We start from the raw sequence: 19,348 nt of genomic DNA, 5'->3' as shown, positions 1-19,348 counted from the left end.
CATGGATACTGTCTACCGCAGACAAGCGGGCTTCAGTTTGATTGAGTTGATGATCGGCCTGACGATCGGGTTGTTCATTTTGATGGGGGTGGTGATGGTGTATGTCAGCAGCACCCGCTCTCAAGCCGCCAGTGAGGCGTTGGCGCGGGTACAGGAAAGCGGTCGTTTCGCTACTTACCTGATGACCAAAGAGGTACGCCAGGCCGGATTCAAGTATGCATGTCCGGGCGAAATCAACAATCTTTTGGATACCGATAACGGTGCTTATAAAGAAGAACTGTTTGATCTGAATAACGCCGTACTCGGCTGGCAGGGCGGCACCGGGCCGCTGACGAACCTGGCGCCGGATTATGTGCGCGGCGATGCATTGCTGATCAAGCATGCGGCCCATGCGACCGGTGCCGTGGCCAAGGGCAACAATCCGGTACAGGCCAGTGCAATCGCAGTGGAAAAGGGACATGGGATCAAGAAGGGCTCGATCATCATGATTGCCGATGCCTATGGCTGTGATCTGTTTCAAAGCGGCAACAATGAAAATGCGTCTTCGTTGAACCGTGGCGCTGGTGGTACACCGGGTAACCTCAATAAGGCCGCATGGAGTCATCAGTATGATGATGACTTGCAAATCCTGTACTTCACCAGTGTGCTGTATTATATCGGCACCGGCAGCAATGGTCAGCCTGCACTCAAGGCGTATCGCGTGATGCCAAGTGCAGGTGGCGGCCTGGGGCAATCGGTGGAACTGGTCAGCGGCGTGGAAGACATGCGCCTGGTGTATGGTCTGGATACCGATGGCAGCGGCAGCGCCAACGCCGAGCTGGATGCCTATGTGCAGGCCGATAACGTATCGGACTGGGACGAGGTGGTATCGGTGCGGATCGGCCTGTTGACCACCAGCCCGACCGGTGGTCTGAATGATGTCGAACAGTCACTTACCTGGCCGTTCGACCTCAATGGTGATGGCGCACCCGATGAGGTTGAGTTTACGCCTGATGGGCACCTGCGCAGCTTGTTCACAACAACTGTTGCCATAAGGAATCGCTTGCCATGAATCAAACCCCATATGCAGTCAGACATCAGGACGGCGCCACCTTGCTGGTTGCCATGATCATGCTGGTGCTGATCACTATTGTCGGGTTCAGTGCCATGCAGACCGCAACCGTTCAGGAGCGCATGACCGGTAACCTGCGTGACAAGGAAGTGTCGTTTCAGGCCGCCGAGGCGGCATTGCGCGAGCAGGAGGCCATGTTGAGAGAGGCGCTTGAATTGCCGGAACTGGCCGAAGGCGCCAGCCAGTATGGTGATGGCGCCTCTACCGATCTGTCTGCGGTATCCGGTGATCCCGAGTCGCAGGTGGAAAAGAAATATTTTATTGCCGACAGCCTTGATTTGGGTTTCAAGCCGCAAACAGGGCGCGATGTGTATCGTATTGAAGCCAAGGGGTTTGGCCAGAGCGACCAAGCCGAATCCGTGCTTGAAACTCTGTATGCCAAGCGGTTCAACTAGGGATGGATCATGATTAAATTCAGTCAGTTTACAACCTGTGTGCTGGCCGGAGCCTACTGTTCGTCGGCACTGGCTGTTACCAACCTATCCTTGCCCAATGAGCCGCTGTCGGTGCTCTCGTCCAGGGTACAGCCCAATGTCATGCTGGTGATGGATAATTCGGGCAGCATGCGCAACATCATTTGGGCTGACGGTTACGATCCGGATGTGGAATACCCGCGCTGGGACGATAAAATCAGGCGCGATAATCATAACTACTATGACGAGGGTAGTGAGTGGAATAAGAACTCCGGCAACGTGGACCTGGGGGACTTGCGTCATGATAACTGTGACGATGAGTTCGGTAGCGGCTTTTATGAGGCTGTGCGCAAGGAAGACGTGACCGACCGCAAGTGTCTTGCGCTGCCGGATCCGTTTGGTAACGAAAATACGCGTTATACCGGCAACTATTTGAACTATCTGTTCGAGACGTTTCCCAGTGGCACTGATCTGCGCGATGGCAGCAAGATTCCGATCGAATACCGCATGCAGGTTGCCCGTAATGTGGCCAAGTCGGTGGTCGACAGTGTTGAAAATATCCGCTACGGCGTCACCATCTTCTACAGTAGCCAAGGCGGCAAGGTGATCAATGAATGTCGCGATTACATTGGCAACAAGCAGGCTGTGATGAATGCCCTCGACAGCATCACAGCTAGAACCAATACCCCCATAAGTGAAGCCTACTACGAAGTCACCCGGTATTTTCGAGGCATGTCGTCCATGTGGACCAACGGTGGCTCCTTTACGTCCCCCATCGAATACCGTTGCCAGCGCAACTTCTCCATTCTGATTACGGATGGCGAGCCGACCAGGGATAGCTTTGAGGACAGGACGCTGCACACGTCCGATATCATCGAAGGCAAGGATAACCGCTTGCCGGATTGGAACGGTGATGAAGCCAAATACTACCTGGATGATATTGCCCTGTTTGCCCGTGAGCTTGACATGCGTACTTCCGGGCTGGACAAGGAAGGCAAGAGCTTTGATGACCCCGAGTTCAAGCAACAGAACATGAACACCTATACGGTCGGTTTTGCGCTTGACCATGAGCTGTTGAAATCAACAGCTGCGCTGGGCAAGGGGCAGTATTACACAGCTAACAATGCGGAACAGCTAGCCACCGCGTTACGCAGCGCGCTATCCGATATTTCGGACAAGGTGCTGAGCGTGTCGTCGGCAGCGGTCAGCCAGGGCCCATTGAATGCCGGCACTCTGACGGTCTTCCCGAAGTACAACAGCGGCAACTGGACCGGTGACTTGAGTGCCTACCGCTTTGACAGTGACCCAACCAGCAGCACCTATCTGCAGCTGGTGCCCGAGTGGACCAGTGCCGCAGCCAAGATCGAGCAAACCGGCTGGCGTAACCGTCGCATCATCACCAACTTGAATGGCAGTGGGGTGCCTTTCCGTTGGGGTAGCTTCTCGGGCCAGCAGCAAAATGATTTCTTCCAAGGCAAGCAGAGCCTGCTGCAATACCTGCGCGGCGATCAAGCGGATGAAGGCAGCGCGTACCGAGAGCGGGCTAAGCTGTTGGGCGATATTGTGTACTCTTCGCCACAGTATGTGGGCGCACCGTCCTTCCGTTATGAGAATACCGAGTATCAGCGCTTCAAGAAGGATCATGCCGATCGCGAACCGGTCATTTACGTGGGTGCCAACGACGGCATGCTGCATGGTTTCAAGGCCAGCACCGGTGAAGAGCTTCTGGCTTATGTTCCCGGCAGCCTGAACGGACACCTGGCCGCGCTGGCCGATCAGGATTACAGTCATCGATTCTATGTCGATGGCACCCCTACGGTCGTTGATGCGCAGGTCAACAGCCGCTGGCGCACGGTGCTGGTGGGCGGCCTGGGGCGTGGCGGGCAGTCCATCTATGCGCTGGATGTGACCGACCCCACGCGGTTTACCGAGGGTGCGGCCAGAAACGTTTTCCTGTGGGAATTCATGGATCCGGACTTGGGGTATAGCTATAGCCGTCCGGCGGTTGTGCAGCTTGAAAATGGCCAGTGGGTCGCCGTGTTCGGCAACGGTTACAACAGCACGGATGATCGGTTCGATTCTACCTCCAGCAGTGATGGCGATGCCGTACTCTTCGTGCTGGATCTGGCCAGCGGTACGCTGCTGCAGAAAATAGATACCGGTGTCGGCTATGCCGAAGATCCGACCGGCCAGACGCGCCCCAATGGTCTGGGTACGGTCAAGCCTATTGATACCGATGGCAACGGCATGGCGGATACCATCTATGCGGGTGATCTGTTCGGCAATCTATGGAAGTTTGACTTGACCGGCAATAGCGCTTCGTCCTGGAAAGTTGCCGGCAATGCGCCGATTTTCAAGGCCTGCCAGGGTGATAGCTGTAGCGCCAACACAGTTCAGCCAATCACCTCTGCACCGACAGTGGGCCGCCACCCGATGGGGGGCGTGATGGTGTACTTCGGTACCGGCAAATACCTGGAAACCACGGACAAGTCTGATAATGGCACGTTGCAGAGCTTGTACGGCATCTGGGATCAGCCGTCTAAAAATGGTGGTGGCAATAACGGTGGCGGTAACAAGGGCGGCGGTAACAAAGGCGGCGGCAACAATGCCCAGGGCACTGTCAGCCGAGCCGATCTGCTGGAGCAGACCATTACTTACGAGGGCCGCGCCACGTTTGACGGCGAGAGCTATAACCTGCGCCTGACCAGCCAGAATGAACCGGACTGGACCGTGCACAAGGGCTGGTATCTGGACCTGAACAAGTCCTCATCTGAGCGAGTGGTCGCCGGCGCGACGCTGCGTAACGGCAAGATCATCTTCACTACCTTTACGCCGTTGACCGATGATTCGGACATGTGCAAGAGCGATGCCGTGACCTGGCTGATGGAAATGGATGCAGTGACCGGTGGGGCATTGGAGTATGCCAGCTTTGACCTGGATGGCGATCTTGATTTTGATGAGAGTGATTGGATTGATCCGGGCAATGGAGGAGGCAAGGCACCGCCATCCGGTATACAAATGGATGGTGAAAAGCCGCATCCATCCATCGTGCCAGTCGATCCTGAAAAGGAGATCAAGGTGCTGGACGAAAGTACCATCATTGTTGAAAACCCGGGGCCCCACCTTGAAGGGCGCATCAGCTGGCGTGAACTGTTGTGAGGAGCTGTAAAATGCGAACACTAGTACGAACAGCCCTTTTGGGTGGACTGTGTGCGGTGGCCTGGCTACCGGCACAGGCCGAGGAAAGTACCGGCGTGATTACTCGTGTGCAGGGGAGCGTGGTGCATATCGACAATACGTATTATCGCACCACGCTTCAGACCCGCCAGGGCGAGACCCTGAGTGACCAGTCCGAGGCCTTCTGGGATGAAACGCCTAGGTTTGAGGTGGGCGACGAGGTTGTTTTCGATACCCGATCGCCAGACGGCGCCGAACTGGATTATCTGCTGCGACGGATCAAATGATGCATTCCAATAAGCGTCAGCCACATCGTGGTTTCACCCTGATTGAACTCATGATCGTGGTGGCAATTATCGGTATCCTTGCGGCCATCGCGTATCCGTCATATGTGGAGTATGTCAACGAGTCTCGGCGCTCTGAAGCGCGTTCGAACCTGCTGGAACTGGCGCAGTTCATGGAGCGTTATCACGCTGCCAACGGTCGCTATGTCACGTCGGCTGGCGGCAGCGACGCGCCGGCATTGCCATACAGTCAGTCACCCAAGGAAGGGGACTCAAAATTCTACAATCTGAGTCTCAGCGATGTCAGCAGCGGAGCCTACCAGCTGAATGCGGCGCCGATCGGAGTCATGGCGGGTGACCGTTGCGGCACCCTGACCCTGAGTCACCAGGGCCTGAAAGGCAGTACCAGCGGTGACAAGAACGACTGCTGGGGGCGTTGAGGTACTCGTGCTTGGAGGGAGGATTGCCGTTCGTGCTAGAGTGCATTAAATACTGCCAGCGAACGGGAAGCGAACGATATGCACTGGCCTGACCTCCTCACCACTCACCGCTACGGTCATGAATCGCTGACGCCCGACGAGATCGGGCGCAGCCATTTCCACAAAGACCATGACCGCATTATTTTCTCCAGCGCTTTCCGCCGTCTCGGGCGGAAGACGCAAGTTCATCCCTTCGCGCTCAACGATCACATTCATACCCGCCTGACGCACTCCATGGAAGTTGGCAGTGTCGGCCGCAGCTTGGGTATTCGAGTGGGTGAGTTGATCGCTGATCAATTGCCATCCTGGGTAACGCCTCATGATCTGGGCATGATCGTGCAGTCTGCCTGTCTGGCACATGACATCGGTAACCCTCCGTTTGGCCATGCGGGTGAGTATGCCATTCGTGACTGGTTTGCCTGTCATGCCGATGACCGCCGGTTGGCTTCATTATCACCGCTTGAGCGTCTGGATTTACAGATGTTTGAAGGTAATGCTCAAGGCTTTCGCGTGGTGACACGGATCGAAAATCATTTGTTCGATGGCGGCTTGCGGCTGACATTTCCAACGCTCGGGGCGTTGCTCAAATATCCCTGGGACGTTGAGCAGTGTGGCAGCAAACGCAAATTCAGTGCCTTTTTATCCGAAGTGGAGATTCTCAACGCGCTGGGGCGTGATTTGGGACTGGTTGCACGGGGTGCCAACGCTTGGTGCCGCCATCCATTGGCGTATCTGTTGGAAGCCGCTGATGATATCTGTTACGCCATTCTTGATCTTGAAGATGCGATAGAGCTGCACATCCTGAGCTTTGATGATGTGAAGACAATATTGCTTCAGTTGTGTGGTGATCTGGCATTTGATGATGCGATCTTCAACACTGAAGCGTCCGCCCGGCGCAAAATTTCCGCGCTGCGGGGCAAGGCAATGGAGAATATGGTTGATTCGGTGGTCGAGGCCTTCATGCAGCATTACGCTGACATTATGGCAGGCACCTACCATGGCGAACTGTTACTGGACGGTGATCCCATGGTGCGTGATGGCATTCTGACCGCCAAGCGTGTAGCCCGTGAACGGGTGTTTCCCAATACTCGCAAGGCCGAGCTTGAGGTGGGATCCTACACGACCTTGGGCGTGTTGCTGGAAGCCTTTTGCAGTGCTGTGTATGAGCAATATTGTAAAGGCAGTGAGGGGCTTGGTTATCGGTCAGAGAAGGTGCTGCGCCTGATGGGTATTCATGCGCCGGGGCCTGAACAATCATTGTATACCGGCTACCGACAGGTGCTGGATTTCATCTCGGGTATGACCGACAACTATGCTTCCTATCTGGCGCGGCAAATCGGTGGGGTAGGGTTGTAGGTCTCGGTGTGCATTGTGCCCTATGCGTGGATGTTTAATGTCGTAGAATAGTGATTTAAGCAGATAAAGAGTCTAGCAGTATGGCAAGTTTACGTGATCAGCTTGGCGGGTTGGTATATTCGACAGAAAGCGGGCGTCACTGTCCCGATTGTGGTGAGGTGCTGGATGCCTGTTGTTGTCATGAGCAGGCGGAAGCCGAGCGTGTGGCGACATTGGACGGTGTGGTACGCATTCGCCGTGAAACCAGCGGGCGCAAGGGTAAAGGGGTAACCACCATCAGTGGCATACCGCTGGTGGAAAAGGAACTGAAACAGCTGGCTAAAAAGTTGAAGCAGCGCTGTGGCACCGGTGGTGCGGTAAAGGATGGGATCGTTGAAATTCAGGGCGATCACCGCGAGACATTGAAAATAGCGCTGGAAGCAGAAGGTTACAAGGTCAAGCTGGCCGGCGGTTAAGTCCTGGGTATAAAGCTAGGTATAGAGGATGCAGGGATGAAGGTTAAAAGTCTGATAGCGGGACTGGTGCTGTTGACCCAGCCGGTGTGGGTTACACCGGTGGCGGCGGAGATCTATCACTATGTTGATGATCGTGGGCGCAAAGTGTATGTGGATCGGCAAAGTCAGATACCGCCGCAGTTCCGCAGCCAGACCCAGCGGCTCAAGGAAGAATCAGCAACACTGAGCACGTCTGAGCGCATGCGCCGTGAGCAAACTTTACAGCGGCTGGACGCTCAAAAGGGTGCCCGGGGCGAAGTGGCTGCAATTGAAGCCGAAATGGCTAGTCTGGAGCAGCGCGCCAATGTTAATGGCAACAGTGTGCAGGTACCGGTTACGTTGCGATATCTGGGGAAGACGAAAACGGTCAACCTGATTGTGGATACCGGCGCCAGCCGGACGGTGCTGCACCAGTCCGCCGTGCGCAGCCTGGGTGCGGTGGGTAAGCCCGCCGGCTTTGCTCAGGTGGTCGGTGGAGCGCGTATTCCCACCAGCCTGATCCCGGTAGACGGTCTTTCGTTCGGGCCGGTGGATCAAGGCAAGTCGGAACTGCTGGTCATTGAGCCAACGGCCGCGCCTGGCTACGACGGCTTGCTTGGAATGGATATTCTGAGTCAGCTTAAATATGAGATCGACATGCAGCGTAAAGTCGTGATCTGGCATGCCGACCGTTATCGTGAGCTGGCGCGGACCAAACAGGAATTGCTGGCGAAGGCAGAAGAGTAGAAGGTGGTCGCTTGCAAGCAGATATCCTAAGGGATGCGCCTGCCTGCAAGCGAGGTGGTAAGTTAATCGCTTTGTAGCCTGCAGGCGAAGAAGTCATTAATCGCTTGCAAGCAAGCTCCTACAGGCGGCAAGTGTAAGTTGATCGCTAGTGGGCGACTGAAGACGAAGGGATCGGTTATCGTTTGTAGGAGCCTGCTTTCAGGCGAAAATGCTGGTTCATCGTTTGTAGGGGTCTGCCTGCAGGCGAAGAGGTTGGTTCATTGTTTGTAGGAGCCTGCTTGCAGGCGAGACAGTTTGTTGGCATATCAGAAAGCAGGGACGCTTTATGCATGCTTCTCACCGTTTACGTATTGGGCGTTATTCGATGCCGGGTCAGATTTATCTGGTGACCGCGGTATGCAAGCACCGTCGCGCTATTTTCCATGACTTCGCTGCGGCACGTGCTGTTGTTCACTCATTGCACGAGATGAATCATGCTGCCGAAACGCTGGCGTATGTAGTGATGCCGGATCATTTGCATTGGCTGATGCAGCTGGGCGATCAGCTTGATCTTTCTGCAACAGTTCAAGCAGTTAAAAGCCGCACGACCTCACGTATTCGTCAGCAGGTGGGCACCTCAATCGATGTATGGCAAAAAGGCTTCCATGATCGTCAGTTGCGCAAGGAAGATGACTTGGTGGATATGGCACGTTATGTAGTGGCGAACCCGCTACGGGCTGGTTTGGTGAACTCCGTCAGGGAGTATTCGTTTTGGGATGCTGTCTGGTTATGAGCTGACGCTACATAATTGGCATGTAGGAGCCTGCCTGTAGGCAAAATGCTGGTTCATCGCTTTCATGCGAAAGCATTGGCTAATCGCTTGCAAGCAAGCTCCAACAGGGGGCGGTGTTGTGTGAGCTTGCAGGGTTGTTAATCGCTTTGTAGGAGCCTGCCTGCAGTCGAAAATACCGGTTCATCGCTTGCAGGCGAAAGTATTGGCTAATCGCTTGCAAGCAAGCTCCTACAGAGGTGCGCGGTGGGTTGAGGATCAGCCGGCTTGGTTCAAGTGGCGCTCGGCCAGGCGCAGGTCGAGGGTTGCCTTCAGTAACTGGTACAGATGAATGGCGGCATCGATCTCGGCCTTGCGGTTGGTCAGGCTCTCGATATTGAGGCCGATCGGGAGGCCCAGCGGCAGGCAGGCGTCCAGGATCTGTTCCAGGTTGTTCTGGCAGATGCGGATCGATTCGGCCAGCGGTTTTTCGGCATCCAGAATACGGTAGCGGGTGGCTTCCGGTACCGAGATGCCCAGCCATTCCATGAACTCCAGCGTTTTGGCGCTGCCGCACGGAGAAAACGTGAGGATGATCCGCTTGGGAGTAACGCCCATCTCACGGCAGCTGCGGGCGTAAGAGGTCAGCAAATCGATGGTCGCCTGGGCGTTGTATACTGCCTGGGAAACGAAGAACTCGCAGCCGTTTTCAACCTTGTTAATCAAGCGCTGGTGTTCGTTGCCTTTCACCGCATGGCGCTCAGCGATGGTGACGCCACCGAGGTGGAACGGCTTGTCGTGCTCTTTGAGTGCAGCATAGGCATCGTTCAGCGAGAGTTTGATGTCGCCTTCAGACGAAGGGCTACCGACCAACACCAGGTTGCGAATGTCGTAATCGCTCCATGCCTCTTCCAGCCACTGGTCAAAGTCGGCACGATCACGCTGAGCGACGCTCTTGTAGGTGATGATCGGACGCTGGCTACTCTGGCTCAGCAGCTTCGAGTATTCGCGCGGATCGCGGGTTTCCATGTAAGGGAACGGGCGCGGTGTATCGATGCGGCTGCTTTCGTCCTGAATGTCGTATACGATCAAACCGTCATACTCCAATGTGTCCAGGCGAGCCAGCAAGCGGTCGGCAATCTCCTGCATCTGCATATCCTCGGTGCTGGCCTTGGGCGGAGTGGTTCCGACAAAGCAGACGCTGCGATGAGGGTCGGCAAATTTCTGTTGCAGGGATTCGCTCATGATGATGTCCGTCGTCCTTCGTGTGTGTTTTGTTATGATTGAATTATATTCATTTATTTGATCAGCATGATGAAATCTTTTTTAGCGCCAGTGAGAGCTACTCATGGTTGTGCGCAATGGCTCAAGGAGTAAGCAATGAGCAGTACATTCGATCCGGCAGCAATTGGTCAGCAACTCAAGGGGCAGGACGGTATTCCGCCGTTGGCACAATGGAATCCGGACTTCTGTGGCGACATCGATATGCGCATTGCTCGTGACGGGCGCTGGTTCTATCAAGGATCACCGATTGGTCGTGAAGCGATGGTGAAAATGTTTTCCCGTATTCTGTGGCGTGAGGGCGAGAGCTACTTCCTGAAAACGCCGGTGGAAAAAGTGGGGATTCAAGTGGACGATGCCCCGTTCTTTGTCGTCAGTGTCGAGCATGCCGTGGGCGAGCAGGGGCCGGAGCTATTGTTTACCACCTCAACCGGTGACCAAGTGCGCGCCGATGCGGAGCACCCGATCCGAGTTGAAGAGGATGCCGCGACCGGAGAACCGTCTCCTTATCTGATGATCCGCTTCGGCATGGAGGGGCGCATTGCTCGTAACCTGTTCTACCAGCTGGTGGAGCTGGGTCGCATGGTTGAACACGCACATGGCACTGAACTGGTCGTGGAGAGTGCCGGTGAGACGTTCAGTCTGGGGACGTTGTAAGGCGCCTGCAGCAGGTTCACACCAGCAGCAGCGTTCCCAGGCCCAGAAAGGCAACGAACCCGACCACGTCGGTGACGGTGGTCAGGATGACCGAGCCGGAGAGTGCCGGGTCGATCTTGAGCCGTTCCAGTAGAATCGGAATGAGTACACCCGAGAGGGCCGCTGCGGCGATATTGATCACAATCGCCAGTCCGATGACCAGGCCGATGGCGGCACTTTCGAACCAGACGGAGGCAACAATGCCGACGACGATGGCCCAGAGTACGCCATTGAGGCCACCGACGCTGAGCTCTTTTTTCAGCAGCGGTATCATGTTGGCGGTGGTGATCTGTCCCAATGCCAGGCCGCGAATCATTAGGGTCAGCGTCTGGCTACCGGCGATGCCGCCCATCGACGCTACCACCGGCATCAGCACAGCCAGTGCCACAACCTGTTGCAACGTGGCTTCAAACAGACCGATTGCCCAGGACGCCAGAAAGGCCGTCAGCAGGTTGATGCCCAGCCAAGTGGCGCGGCGCTTGGAGCTGCGCATGACCGGCGCGAACAGGTCTTCATCTTCGTCCAGACCGGCGCTGGCCATCAGTTGGGCTTCATAACCCTCATGTACCACTTCAAAGGCCAGACGCTGAGTCATGCGGCCCAGCAGGCGGCCATCTTCGGCGGTCACTACCGGCAGGGCAGCAACAGCGGCGGTTTCAAACCGGTCACAGGCGTCCTTGAGTGGCAGGTCGGCATTCAGCGGTTCCAGGTCCTGATCGTACAGTTCGGCCAGCGGCTGGTGTGAGGCGGCACCAAACAGCTGGTTGATCGCCACGGCACCGGTGTAACGGCCGGTTCGGTCAATCAACCAGACATGTTCGCTGTAGTCCGGTACCTGGCGACGCAGTAGGCGCTCGGCATCACGTACTCGGCTGTTGTGCGGCAGGATCAGCAGCTCATGGTCAACATAGCGGCCCAGAAGATCCTCGGCATAGCTGGCACTTTGTTCATAGTGCCCACGCTGGCGGTCATCCATTCGGGCCAGTGCAATGTCGACGATTTCATCCGGCAGAGAATCGGCCAGTTCAATCAGGGTTTCGGCATCAAGGTCCGAGGTGAGCTGGTCAAGGGTGTCGCTATCGAATTGACGCAGCAGGCTCTCGCGGGCCTCGCTGCGCATCGCCACCAGCACCTCGGCATAGTGTTCAACCGATACCTGATTCCATGCATGGCGACGGACATCCTGCGGCAATGACTCCAGCAACAGGGCGATCTGTTCGGGTTCCAGGTCGTCAAGCCGCTCCGGCAGCGGGTTACGGTTATCGTCATCTTCATGCCGGATCATCTGATCAATATGTTGGCTGATCTCTTCGCTCATATTCCTGTCCCGCCGGTTTCCTTTGGTTGCATGTTAACTGCCTGTGGGAGTTGGTGTAAGTCGGTGAAGAGAGTTTTGTTACTTCTGTTTGGTATGCGTCACTTGGCTGTTGCATCAGAGCCACGCATTATGGCGCTTTTTGTGCGAGAATCCGGCTTTTAATTGCGACAAGGCTGTTCTGATATGAGACTGGGCATCTATACATGGCTACTCGTCTGTCTTGGTCTCTTTACCCTGTCGCCCGCGTTTGCTGCCCCGGTTACGCTTGGGAATCAGGTCATAGCGTTGGACAATGGCCAGCTTAGCTTGCTTGAGGATCCTCAGGGCGAACTTGGTCTCGAAGAGGCAATGCAACGTTTTCGCGCCGGGGAGTTCAAGCCGATTCCACATGGGGTCGGGGAAGGGTATACGCATTCGGCATTTTGGGTGCATGCCGAGTTGGAGCGCCCTCCCGAGATTAGCGCAGATTGGGCATTTTCCATCAGTCCCTCCTATCTCGACCAGGTTGATATTTACGTGGTGCAAGCTGGTCGGCCGGTTCAGCAGTTGGCAACGGGGGACCAGGTTGAGCACTCAGGTGATGCGGCGCACAACCGTCTTCATGTGGTGAGATCGGAGTTGCCGGAAGGCCGCATCGATGTGTTCATGCGGCTCAGCACAACCAGCACGTCAGCGTTATTGGTTCGGTTGGTTCCCGGAGAACGGCTGGTGACCCATTTGGATACCCGCGTATTTTCGGAAGGGGTCTTAATCGGTATCGTATTAACGGTTCTGATCATCAACTTTATTAATGGAATCTGGCTTAAACGCAGCCTGTTTCTCTATTTCGTCGCCTATGAGTTTGCGTTGATGGTGACTATTCTGTTGTCAACCAGTACGTTGCGTACGCTTTACCCAGCCCTTTCGGCCGCTGATCAGAATATATGGATGCGCTACGGAGTATTAGTCTCCGGTATGTTGGCGTTTATTTTCTTCTACCGTATGTTGTCCTTTCCGTTTCGTGGTCGCCGTTGGATCGATATTCTGTTCGTTATTGGTGTTAGCCATAGTCTGACTGGCATACTGTTAACTTATTGGGATGAATATATTGATGGCATGTATCATATTAATAACTTTGTCATTGTTTATCCGTTGGTCGTATCACTGATTCTGCTTTTTTATTGGCGTGACTTTAATGCCGAACAACGTTTTCGTGCCAGTGGTTTTTTTGCATTTGGTATTTTCTGCTCTATCAATTCGCTGTACGTCAGCGGTTATCTTGGTGTTACCGCAATCACCAGTTATATTGCTCCAGTGATGATTCTTTCATTTCAGCTTTGTTTGCATTTCATTATCATGTTCTCGGTACGCAAATCAGAGAAGTCTTTGCTTGAAGCTCATCGAAATACAGAAATGTCAGTGCGTAAAATGGAACTTGAGCGCACGCAGCGCCAAGCGCATGAAACATTTATGGCGATGTTCTCACACGAAGTCAGAACCCCTCTGGCAGTCATTGATGCATCGAGTCAGTCTCTGGTTTTGCTGGAGCAAGATCCTGGGGCGCGTGAGCAGCGAGAGCGACGCTATCAGCGTATTCGTGCGGCCGTTGCCCGTATTGACCAACTGTTGCAGATGAGCCTGGTGCGCGGGCGTCATGAGATCGATGCGGCAGAAGGCACTTTGCTGCATGAATACGATATCGCGGCACTCATTAAGAGTGTAGTGGTAGAGTTTCCCGAGTTGAGCCAGCAGCGGCTTGAATTTGAGGGTGTGGATGAGACGCTTTTATTCCGTACTCGACTGCCCGCGCCTTTACTTAGTGTTATTGTGCGGAATCTGATCGATAATGCGCTTAAATACAGCCCTGCCGAGCGTCCGGTGGCTGTGATTGTAAAGCCGGAAAAACAGCATCTTGTCTTTTCCGTCAGGGACCAGGGGCACGGGATCAGCGAATATGCGCTTGAGCATATATATGAACGTCATTTCAGGGCCAGTGAGCAAGAGTCAGTTCCCGGTTTGGGATTGGGGCTGTTTGTGGTTAAAGAAATGCTGGACCGTTATCAGGGTGAGATAAATCTCGAAACCGGACGAGAGGGGACAGTATTTAGCTGTCGCTTGAGCAGGGAGGTTATATAGCTGTATCAGCACCGTATTGCCTTATTGAAAGATAATACAGACCTAAGTGATGATGCCTGCTTTCTGTTGCGAGCTGAAGGTTTCCAGATAGAAGGTTTCGGCACAGCATCATCCTCAACATGTCTCACGCGCACGGCTGGTGGAAGGGCTGGGTGAAGACTATCGTGTGTATGATGACCGGCGGCTGGAACAGATTATGAGTCGACTGCGCAAAAAAATACGTGAGGGGTGTAGTGCTTCGCCCATCAAAGCTGTGCGTGGGCGGGGCTACGTATTCAGCGAGTCTATTGAGCTGGCAGTCTGACCCCAATGGTGCGATGATTCTGTCCCCACGATTAACGATATAAAAACGGACAGATTTGATGGCACAGAACGCAACGGTCTGCAGGGTCCACTTGCAGCTGGCGGATATGGATCGGCATCATTACGCCGACTATACCCACACATTGGCGCAACACCCGTCTGAAACCGAAGAGCGGTTGATGATGCGGTTGCTGGCATTCATGCTGCGCGCCGATGAGCGCTTGGAGTTCACCCGTGGGCTGTGTGTTGATGATGAGCCGGATTTGTGGCGCAAAAGCTATTCCGGAGAGGTTGAACTCTGGATCGAAGTGGGCCTGCCCAGCGACAAACGTATCCGCAAGGCCTGCAACCGTTCAAGCCAGGTGTTGGTATTGGCCTACGGCTCTGACCAGGCAGTCACGCCCTGGTGGGATGGCATCAAGGGTAATGTACACCGTTTCGATAATCTTGAAGTGATTCGGATACCGGCTCAGCAAAGTCAGGCATTGGCTGCGCTGGTCGAACGGGGCATGCACCTGCAGGTCACCATTGAAGATGGCCAGGTGTGGGTCAGCAATGCCAATGAAACGGTTAGCGTTGAAGGTGTACAGATCTGGCCGGAATAACGCGCCATTGAAGGATGTGCTTCAGCCACGCTGACGTGAGCGGGACTGAAGCGGTCGTGCGCCTGTTAGCGAGTGATGTGCGCAAACAGTTTGAAATATTCCGGGAAGGTCTTGCGTGTGCAGCCTGGATCATTAATCGTGATCGGCGCACCACCGAAAGCCGCCAAGGAAAAACACATCGCCATGCGGTGGTCGTCATAGGTATCAATCGCAGCGCTCTGCACCTGTGCCGGCGGTGTGATCTCGATGAAATCTTCCCCTTCTACCACGTCAGCCCCGACCTTGCGCAGTTCGGTTGCCATTGCGCTGAGGCGATCGGTTTCCTTGACCCGCCAGTTATATACGTTTCGAATGGCTGTTGGCCCTTTGGCAAACAGCGCTGTGGTGGCAATCGTCATCGCCGCGTCCGGGATCGCATTCAGGTCCAGATCCACACCGTTCAGCTCACCCCTGGTTACCTCGATCCAGGTCGGGCCATAGCTGACGTTTGCGCCCATCTTGCCCAATACTTCGGCAAAGGCCTTGTCGCCCTGTACGCTGTCGGCACCAACGCCGTAGACGCGAACGGTACCACCGGCGATGGCCGCTGCAGCCAGGAAGTAAGACGCCGAAGATGCATCCCCCTCAACCATTACTTCGCCCGGTGAGCGGTACACTTGCCCAGCCCTGACGACGAAGCGCTGGTAGTTGTGGTTCTCAACTTCAACACCGAACAGCGCCATGGTATGCAGGGTGATGTCGATATAAGGCTTGGAGACCAGTTCGCCGTCTACGTTGATGGTCAGGTCACTACTGGCCAGCGGTGCCGCCATCAACAGGGCGGTCAGGAATTGGCTGGAAATATTGCCCTTGATGCTGACTTCGCCGCCGTGCAAACCGTTGGCTTGAATGCGCATGGGCGGGTAGCCGGGCTCGCCGAGGTAATCGATGTCAGCGCCCAGCGGCAACAGAGCATCCACCAGATCAGCAATGGGACGTTCATACATGCGCGGTTCACCGGTCAGGGTAAATTCACCGGTGCTGGCGCAAAGGGCTGCACAGAGTGGGCGCATGGCGGTGCCGGCGTTGCCCAGAAACAGCTCGACCGCCTCATTACAGGTAAAGGTACGCCCAAGCCCTTCCAGTTCGCAGCTGCGGCGATCATCGGCCAGCGTGTAGTGTACGCCCAGCGCCTGCAGTGCGTTGAGCATGTGGCGCACGTCGTCGCTATCAAGCAGGTTGGTGATCCGGGTGGTACCTTGGGCCAGAGCCGCAAGTAACAGGATTCGGTTGGACAGGCTCTTGGAGCCCGGAATCTGAACTTCGCCGTTGGCGTGGGCCAGCGGCTGCAGGGTCAGGGTATCCATCGGTGGCAGCTTCACTCTACGCAGGGGGTGGGGTGCATAAGCTACCGTTATTCGACGCCGAGGTCGAGTCTCCTAAGGTGTATTGCCACGCTTGCGCATCTGTACACGGTACTGCTCCGGCTGCGTGGCGGGTACGAGGGCGACATGTTCCAGCTCCAGGAGCAGAATCTTGGTGATCAGGCCGCCTCCGTATCCGGTCAATGCACCGTTGCTGCCAACGACTCGGTGACAGGGAATAATGATGGAGATCGGGTTGCGGTTATTGGCCATGCCGACCGCGCGGGAGGCCTTGGGTCGGCCGACGCTATCGGCAATGTCGCCGTAACTGCGTACCTGGCCATAGGGTATCGCCTGCAGCGCATCCCAGACTTCGCCTTGAAAGGCTGTGCCGACAGGGGCCAGCGGCAGGTCGAAGGTGGTGCGCTCGCCGCGAAAGTAAGCGTTCAGCTGTGTTTCCGCCGCGTGTAAAACCGGATGGGTCGGGGTGCAGCATTCAATACGGGCACGCAGTCCGAAGTCGACCCGGCACAAACCTTGAGCATCCGCTTGCAAGGTCAATGGCCCGACCGGTGTGTTGAGCATGACATGGGTATAAATCAATTCTGCCTCCCGTAGTGCGGCGTGATGGAACCCCTCTTGATGCGGATCAATGACGCCAGTCGATAGCTGAAGGATAGTGAATGTACACAACGACAACAACTGCAGGAAGGCATCGTACATGACAATCGAACATCACGACCTGGTCCACGAACTGCCGGAATACCGCGAGCAGATCCATACTTTGAAAATGGAAAACAGCCATTTTGCTCGCCTGTTCGATGAATATCACATGGTCACCAAGGACGTCGAGCGTATGGAATCGGAAGTTGAGCCGGTTTCGACGCGCACCGAGGAAGAGCACAAGTTGAAGCGGCTGCAGCTCAAGGATCAGCTGTATGCCATGCTCAAGGACGCCGGTAACTGATCAACGGCATCTTGCGTGACACGACACCCGCGTTTGCGGGTGTTTTTATATTCGGGGCTGGCGTACATTTAACATCAGGCAGGCGAGTTTCTGCGTAAAACCTGTGATGTTGTCTGTTGCAAGGAGCTTCGGGTGTCCCTATCCAACCCATCTCGTTATACCTGGCGGTATATTTTCAATATTGCGCTTGAGCACAAGCGTGAATTGATACTGGCCAACCTGATCGCGATCGGTGCGGCCACGTTGAGCGTGCCGTTACCGTTATTGATGCCACTGCTGGTAGATGAGGTGCTGTTACAACAGCCCGGTATTCTGGTAGAGGCGGTTAACGCAGTACTGCCGGAAACCTGGCGAGGACCGCAGCTGTATATCGGCGCGGTGCTGGTACTGACCATCCTGTTGCGGCTGTTCTCCATCGGCTTGAACGTGCTGCAGGCACGCCAGTTCACCATCATTTCCAAGGACATTATCTATCGTATCCGTGCCGGGCTGCTGGAGCGTCTACAGCGCATCTCCATGGCCGAGTATGAGACGCTGGGGAGCGGCAGTGTGGCGTCCCATTTTGTTACCGATCTGGATACGGTCGACCGTTTTGTCGGCAGTTCGGTCAGCCGCTTTCTGGTGGCGGTACTATCGATCATCGGCACGGCGGTCATATTGATCTGGATGCACTGGCAGCTGGCGCTGTTCATTCTGTTCCTGAACCCGTTCGTGATTTGGCTCACCATGGCCGTTGGGAAGCGGGTCAAGCATTTGAAGGCGCGTGAGAATTCCGCGTATGAGTTGTTTCAGTCGGCATTGGCCGAAACGCTGGATGCGATTCAGCAGATCCGGGCTGCCAATCGTGAGCAACACTACCTCAAGCAACTGACCGACCGTGCCCGAGATGTACGTGACCATTCGACCAGTTTTGAATGGCGCTCCGACGCGGCCAACCGGTTCAGCTTCATGCTATTCATGATCGGTGTTGATGTGTTCCGTGCCGTTGCCATGTTGATGGTGGTTTTTTCTGATCTGTCGGTGGGGCAAATGATGGCGGTATTCGGCTATCTCTGGTTCATGATGGGGCCAGTGCAGGAAATACTGGGCATGCAGTATGCCTGGTTTGGTGCCAAAGCTGCGCTGGAGCGGGTGAATCATTTGCTGGCGCTGCGCCCCGAGCCGCGCTATCCACAACTGCAAGATCCGTTTGCGGGCCGCAAAACCGTCGGTATCAGCCTGCGTAACCTGCACTTCAGCTATGCGCAGGGGCAAGAGGTGTTGCGCGGCATTTCGCTGGAGATTCCCGCCGGGCAAAAAGTGGCACTGGTTGGGGCCAGCGGCGGTGGCAAATCGACGTTGGTGCAAGTGCTGTTGGGGCTTTATCCGGTGGAGCAGGGGGAGATCTGTTTTGATGGCGTACCGGTGCAGCGCATTGGTCTGGAACGTGTGCGTGAGCATGTGGCCACGGTATTGCAGCAGCCGGCGCTGTTTAACGGCACGGTGCGCGATAACCTGACCATGGGGCGGTCATTCAGCGATCAGCAGCTCTGGAATGCACTGGAGGTGGCCCAGTTGAAGCCGTTTGTGGCGGCGCTGGAGTTGGGTCTGGAAACGCGGGTCGGGCGTCAGGGCGTGCGCTTGTCCGGTGGTCAGCGTCAGCGTCTGGCCATTGCGCGCATGGTGTTGTCGGACCCAGCAGTGGTCATTCTGGATGAGGCGACCTCTGCGCTGGATACCGAAACCGAGTTTGCGTTGCATCGCGCCATGTCCGAGTTCCTGCGCGGGCGTACCACAGTGATCGTGGCGCACCGTCTCAGTGCCGTGAAACAGGCGGATCGGGTGTATGTGTTTGAAGATGGCCAGGTGATCGAACAGGGCAGTCATGACGAATTGCTGGACCAGCAGGGCCTGTATGCGCGGCTTTACGGGCAGCGGCAGATGTAGGGAATA

General features: G+C 55.5%; 18 protein-coding genes and 1 pseudogene. 15 read left to right on the top strand and 4 right to left on the bottom strand.

Translation table 11 applies throughout. From position 1 onward, the window contains the following. Window position 1 precedes the first annotated feature (1 nt). The 9 genes from CLV44_RS03215 (at window position 2) to CLV44_RS03175 (ending at window position 8,812) form a co-directional block, all read left to right on the top strand. Complete coding sequence (locus tag CLV44_RS03215) at window positions 2–1,051, top strand: PilW family protein (protein WP_106590670.1); 1,050 nt, start codon at window positions 2–4, stop codon at window positions 1,049–1,051. Further along, window positions 1,048–1,506, top strand: a complete 459-nt coding sequence (locus CLV44_RS03210; protein WP_106590669.1) for a pilus assembly PilX family protein — start codon at window positions 1,048–1,050, stop codon at window positions 1,504–1,506. The genes CLV44_RS03215 and CLV44_RS03210 overlap by 4 nt, the downstream gene beginning before the upstream one ends. Before the next feature lie 9 nt (window positions 1,507–1,515). Further along, window positions 1,516–4,683, top strand: a complete 3,168-nt coding sequence (locus CLV44_RS03205; RefSeq protein ID WP_106590668.1) for a PilC/PilY family type IV pilus protein — start codon at window positions 1,516–1,518, stop codon at window positions 4,681–4,683. Window positions 4,684–4,694: 11 nt separating this feature from the next. Further along, window positions 4,695–4,988, top strand: coding sequence for a hypothetical protein (locus tag CLV44_RS03200; RefSeq protein WP_146139976.1), 294 nt, complete (start codon window positions 4,695–4,697; stop codon window positions 4,986–4,988). Then, window positions 4,988–5,425, top strand: coding sequence for a type IV pilin protein (locus CLV44_RS03195; RefSeq protein WP_106590666.1), 438 nt, complete (start codon window positions 4,988–4,990; stop codon window positions 5,423–5,425). The genes CLV44_RS03200 and CLV44_RS03195 overlap by 1 nt, the downstream gene beginning before the upstream one ends. Before the next feature lie 78 nt (window positions 5,426–5,503). After that, complete coding sequence (locus tag CLV44_RS03190) at window positions 5,504–6,820, top strand: deoxyguanosinetriphosphate triphosphohydrolase (RefSeq protein WP_106590665.1); 1,317 nt, start codon at window positions 5,504–5,506, stop codon at window positions 6,818–6,820. A gap of 80 nt (window positions 6,821–6,900) precedes the next feature. After that, window positions 6,901–7,275 carry a translation initiation factor Sui1 gene (locus CLV44_RS03185; protein ID WP_106590664.1) on the top strand — a complete coding sequence of 125 codons (375 nt, stop codon included), beginning with the start codon at window positions 6,901–6,903 and terminating at the stop codon, window positions 7,273–7,275. Window positions 7,276–7,311: 36 nt separating this feature from the next. Further along, the gene (locus CLV44_RS03180) at window positions 7,312–8,040 is read left to right on the top strand and encodes a retropepsin-like aspartic protease (protein WP_106590663.1); all 729 of its coding nucleotides are present in this window, start codon (window positions 7,312–7,314) and stop codon (window positions 8,038–8,040) included. Between the two features lie 325 nt (window positions 8,041–8,365). Beyond that, window positions 8,366–8,812, top strand: coding sequence for an REP-associated tyrosine transposase (locus CLV44_RS03175; protein ID WP_106590662.1), 447 nt, complete (start codon window positions 8,366–8,368; stop codon window positions 8,810–8,812). Window positions 8,813–9,067: 255 nt separating this feature from the next. On the opposite strand, the gene CLV44_RS03170 is transcribed toward CLV44_RS03175, so the two are convergent. Then, on the bottom strand, window positions 9,068–10,033 hold the full coding sequence (locus CLV44_RS03170; protein ID WP_106590661.1) for a methylenetetrahydrofolate reductase: 966 nt from the start codon (window positions 10,031–10,033) through the stop codon (window positions 9,068–9,070). A 135-nt stretch (window positions 10,034–10,168) separates the two neighbouring features. Between CLV44_RS03170 and CLV44_RS03165 the strand changes: the two genes are divergently transcribed. Further along, complete coding sequence (locus tag CLV44_RS03165) at window positions 10,169–10,726, top strand: DUF1285 domain-containing protein (protein ID WP_106590660.1); 558 nt, start codon at window positions 10,169–10,171, stop codon at window positions 10,724–10,726. 16 nt (window positions 10,727–10,742) lie between these two features. Here the strand turns inward: CLV44_RS03165 and CLV44_RS03160 are convergent, their stop codons facing one another. Continuing rightward, window positions 10,743–12,083, bottom strand: a complete 1,341-nt coding sequence (locus tag CLV44_RS03160; RefSeq protein ID WP_106590659.1) for a magnesium transporter — start codon at window positions 12,081–12,083, stop codon at window positions 10,743–10,745. 183 nt (window positions 12,084–12,266) lie between these two features. On the opposite strand from CLV44_RS03160, the gene CLV44_RS03155 reads away from it, so the two are divergent. The 3 genes and pseudogenes from CLV44_RS03155 (at window position 12,267) to CLV44_RS03145 (ending at window position 15,106) form a co-directional block, all read left to right on the top strand. Further along, complete coding sequence (locus tag CLV44_RS03155; RefSeq protein ID WP_106590658.1) at window positions 12,267–14,198, top strand: sensor histidine kinase; 1,932 nt, start codon at window positions 12,267–12,269, stop codon at window positions 14,196–14,198. A 112-nt stretch (window positions 14,199–14,310) separates the two neighbouring features. Continuing rightward, window positions 14,311–14,502, top strand: a pseudogene (locus tag CLV44_RS17695) (helix-turn-helix domain-containing protein); the annotation flags it as partial. A gap of 58 nt (window positions 14,503–14,560) precedes the next feature. Beyond that, window positions 14,561–15,106: a YaeQ family protein gene (locus CLV44_RS03145; RefSeq protein ID WP_106590656.1), complete on the top strand. Its 546-nt coding sequence runs from the start codon at window positions 14,561–14,563 to the stop codon at window positions 15,104–15,106. Window positions 15,107–15,171: 65 nt separating this feature from the next. Here CLV44_RS03145 and aroA read toward each other — a convergent pair whose 3' ends face one another. After that, complete coding sequence (aroA, locus tag CLV44_RS03140; RefSeq protein ID WP_106590655.1) at window positions 15,172–16,452, bottom strand: 3-phosphoshikimate 1-carboxyvinyltransferase; 1,281 nt, start codon at window positions 16,450–16,452, stop codon at window positions 15,172–15,174. Window positions 16,453–16,524: 72 nt separating this feature from the next. Beyond that, window positions 16,525–17,172, bottom strand: coding sequence for a methylated-DNA--[protein]-cysteine S-methyltransferase (locus tag CLV44_RS17610; RefSeq protein ID WP_281257808.1), 648 nt, complete (start codon window positions 17,170–17,172; stop codon window positions 16,525–16,527). Between CLV44_RS17610 and CLV44_RS03130 the strand changes: the two genes are divergently transcribed. Then, window positions 17,171–17,416, top strand: coding sequence for an HP1242/YdcH family protein (locus CLV44_RS03130; RefSeq protein WP_106590654.1), 246 nt, complete (start codon window positions 17,171–17,173; stop codon window positions 17,414–17,416). The genes CLV44_RS17610 and CLV44_RS03130 overlap by 2 nt on opposite strands. 132 nt (window positions 17,417–17,548) lie before the next feature. Continuing rightward, window positions 17,549–19,342 carry an ABC transporter ATP-binding protein gene (locus tag CLV44_RS03125; RefSeq protein ID WP_106590653.1) on the top strand — a complete coding sequence of 598 codons (1,794 nt, stop codon included), beginning with the start codon at window positions 17,549–17,551 and terminating at the stop codon, window positions 19,340–19,342. Window positions 19,343–19,348: the final 6 nt, after the last annotated feature.

This window comes from Marinobacterium halophilum, assembly GCF_003014615.1.
Classification (GTDB): Bacteria; Pseudomonadota; Gammaproteobacteria; order Pseudomonadales; family Balneatricaceae; genus Marinobacterium; species Marinobacterium halophilum.
The sequence above is the reverse complement of the archived record's forward strand: the minus strand, read 5'-3'. Positions and strand labels throughout refer to the sequence as shown.

Coding starts and splice junctions, on each gene's coding strand:
- aroA (WP_106590655.1), bottom strand. CDS start 16,452: ATGGATACCCTGACCCTGCAGCCGCTGGCCCACGCCAACGGCGAAGTT.
- CLV44_RS03130 (WP_106590654.1), top strand. CDS start 17,171: ATGACAATCGAACATCACGACCTGGTCCACGAACTGCCGGAATACCGC.
- CLV44_RS03160 (WP_106590659.1), bottom strand. CDS start 12,083: ATGAGCGAAGAGATCAGCCAACATATTGATCAGATGATCCGGCATGAA.
- CLV44_RS03205 (WP_106590668.1), top strand. CDS start 1,516: ATGATTAAATTCAGTCAGTTTACAACCTGTGTGCTGGCCGGAGCCTAC.
- CLV44_RS03185 (WP_106590664.1), top strand. CDS start 6,901: ATGGCAAGTTTACGTGATCAGCTTGGCGGGTTGGTATATTCGACAGAA.
- CLV44_RS03190 (WP_106590665.1), top strand. CDS start 5,504: ATGCACTGGCCTGACCTCCTCACCACTCACCGCTACGGTCATGAATCG.
- CLV44_RS03175 (WP_106590662.1), top strand. CDS start 8,366: ATGCATGCTTCTCACCGTTTACGTATTGGGCGTTATTCGATGCCGGGT.
- CLV44_RS03170 (WP_106590661.1), bottom strand. CDS start 10,033: ATGAGCGAATCCCTGCAACAGAAATTTGCCGACCCTCATCGCAGCGTC.
- CLV44_RS17610 (WP_281257808.1), bottom strand. CDS start 17,172: ATGTACGATGCCTTCCTGCAGTTGTTGTCGTTGTGTACATTCACTATC.
- CLV44_RS03145 (WP_106590656.1), top strand. CDS start 14,561: ATGGCACAGAACGCAACGGTCTGCAGGGTCCACTTGCAGCTGGCGGAT.
- CLV44_RS03155 (WP_106590658.1), top strand. CDS start 12,267: ATGAGACTGGGCATCTATACATGGCTACTCGTCTGTCTTGGTCTCTTT.
- CLV44_RS03195 (WP_106590666.1), top strand. CDS start 4,988: ATGCATTCCAATAAGCGTCAGCCACATCGTGGTTTCACCCTGATTGAA.
- CLV44_RS03180 (WP_106590663.1), top strand. CDS start 7,312: ATGAAGGTTAAAAGTCTGATAGCGGGACTGGTGCTGTTGACCCAGCCG.
- CLV44_RS03165 (WP_106590660.1), top strand. CDS start 10,169: ATGAGCAGTACATTCGATCCGGCAGCAATTGGTCAGCAACTCAAGGGG.
- CLV44_RS03215 (WP_106590670.1), top strand. CDS start 2: ATGGATACTGTCTACCGCAGACAAGCGGGCTTCAGTTTGATTGAGTTG.
- CLV44_RS03210 (WP_106590669.1), top strand. CDS start 1,048: ATGAATCAAACCCCATATGCAGTCAGACATCAGGACGGCGCCACCTTG.
- CLV44_RS03200 (WP_146139976.1), top strand. CDS start 4,695: ATGCGAACACTAGTACGAACAGCCCTTTTGGGTGGACTGTGTGCGGTG.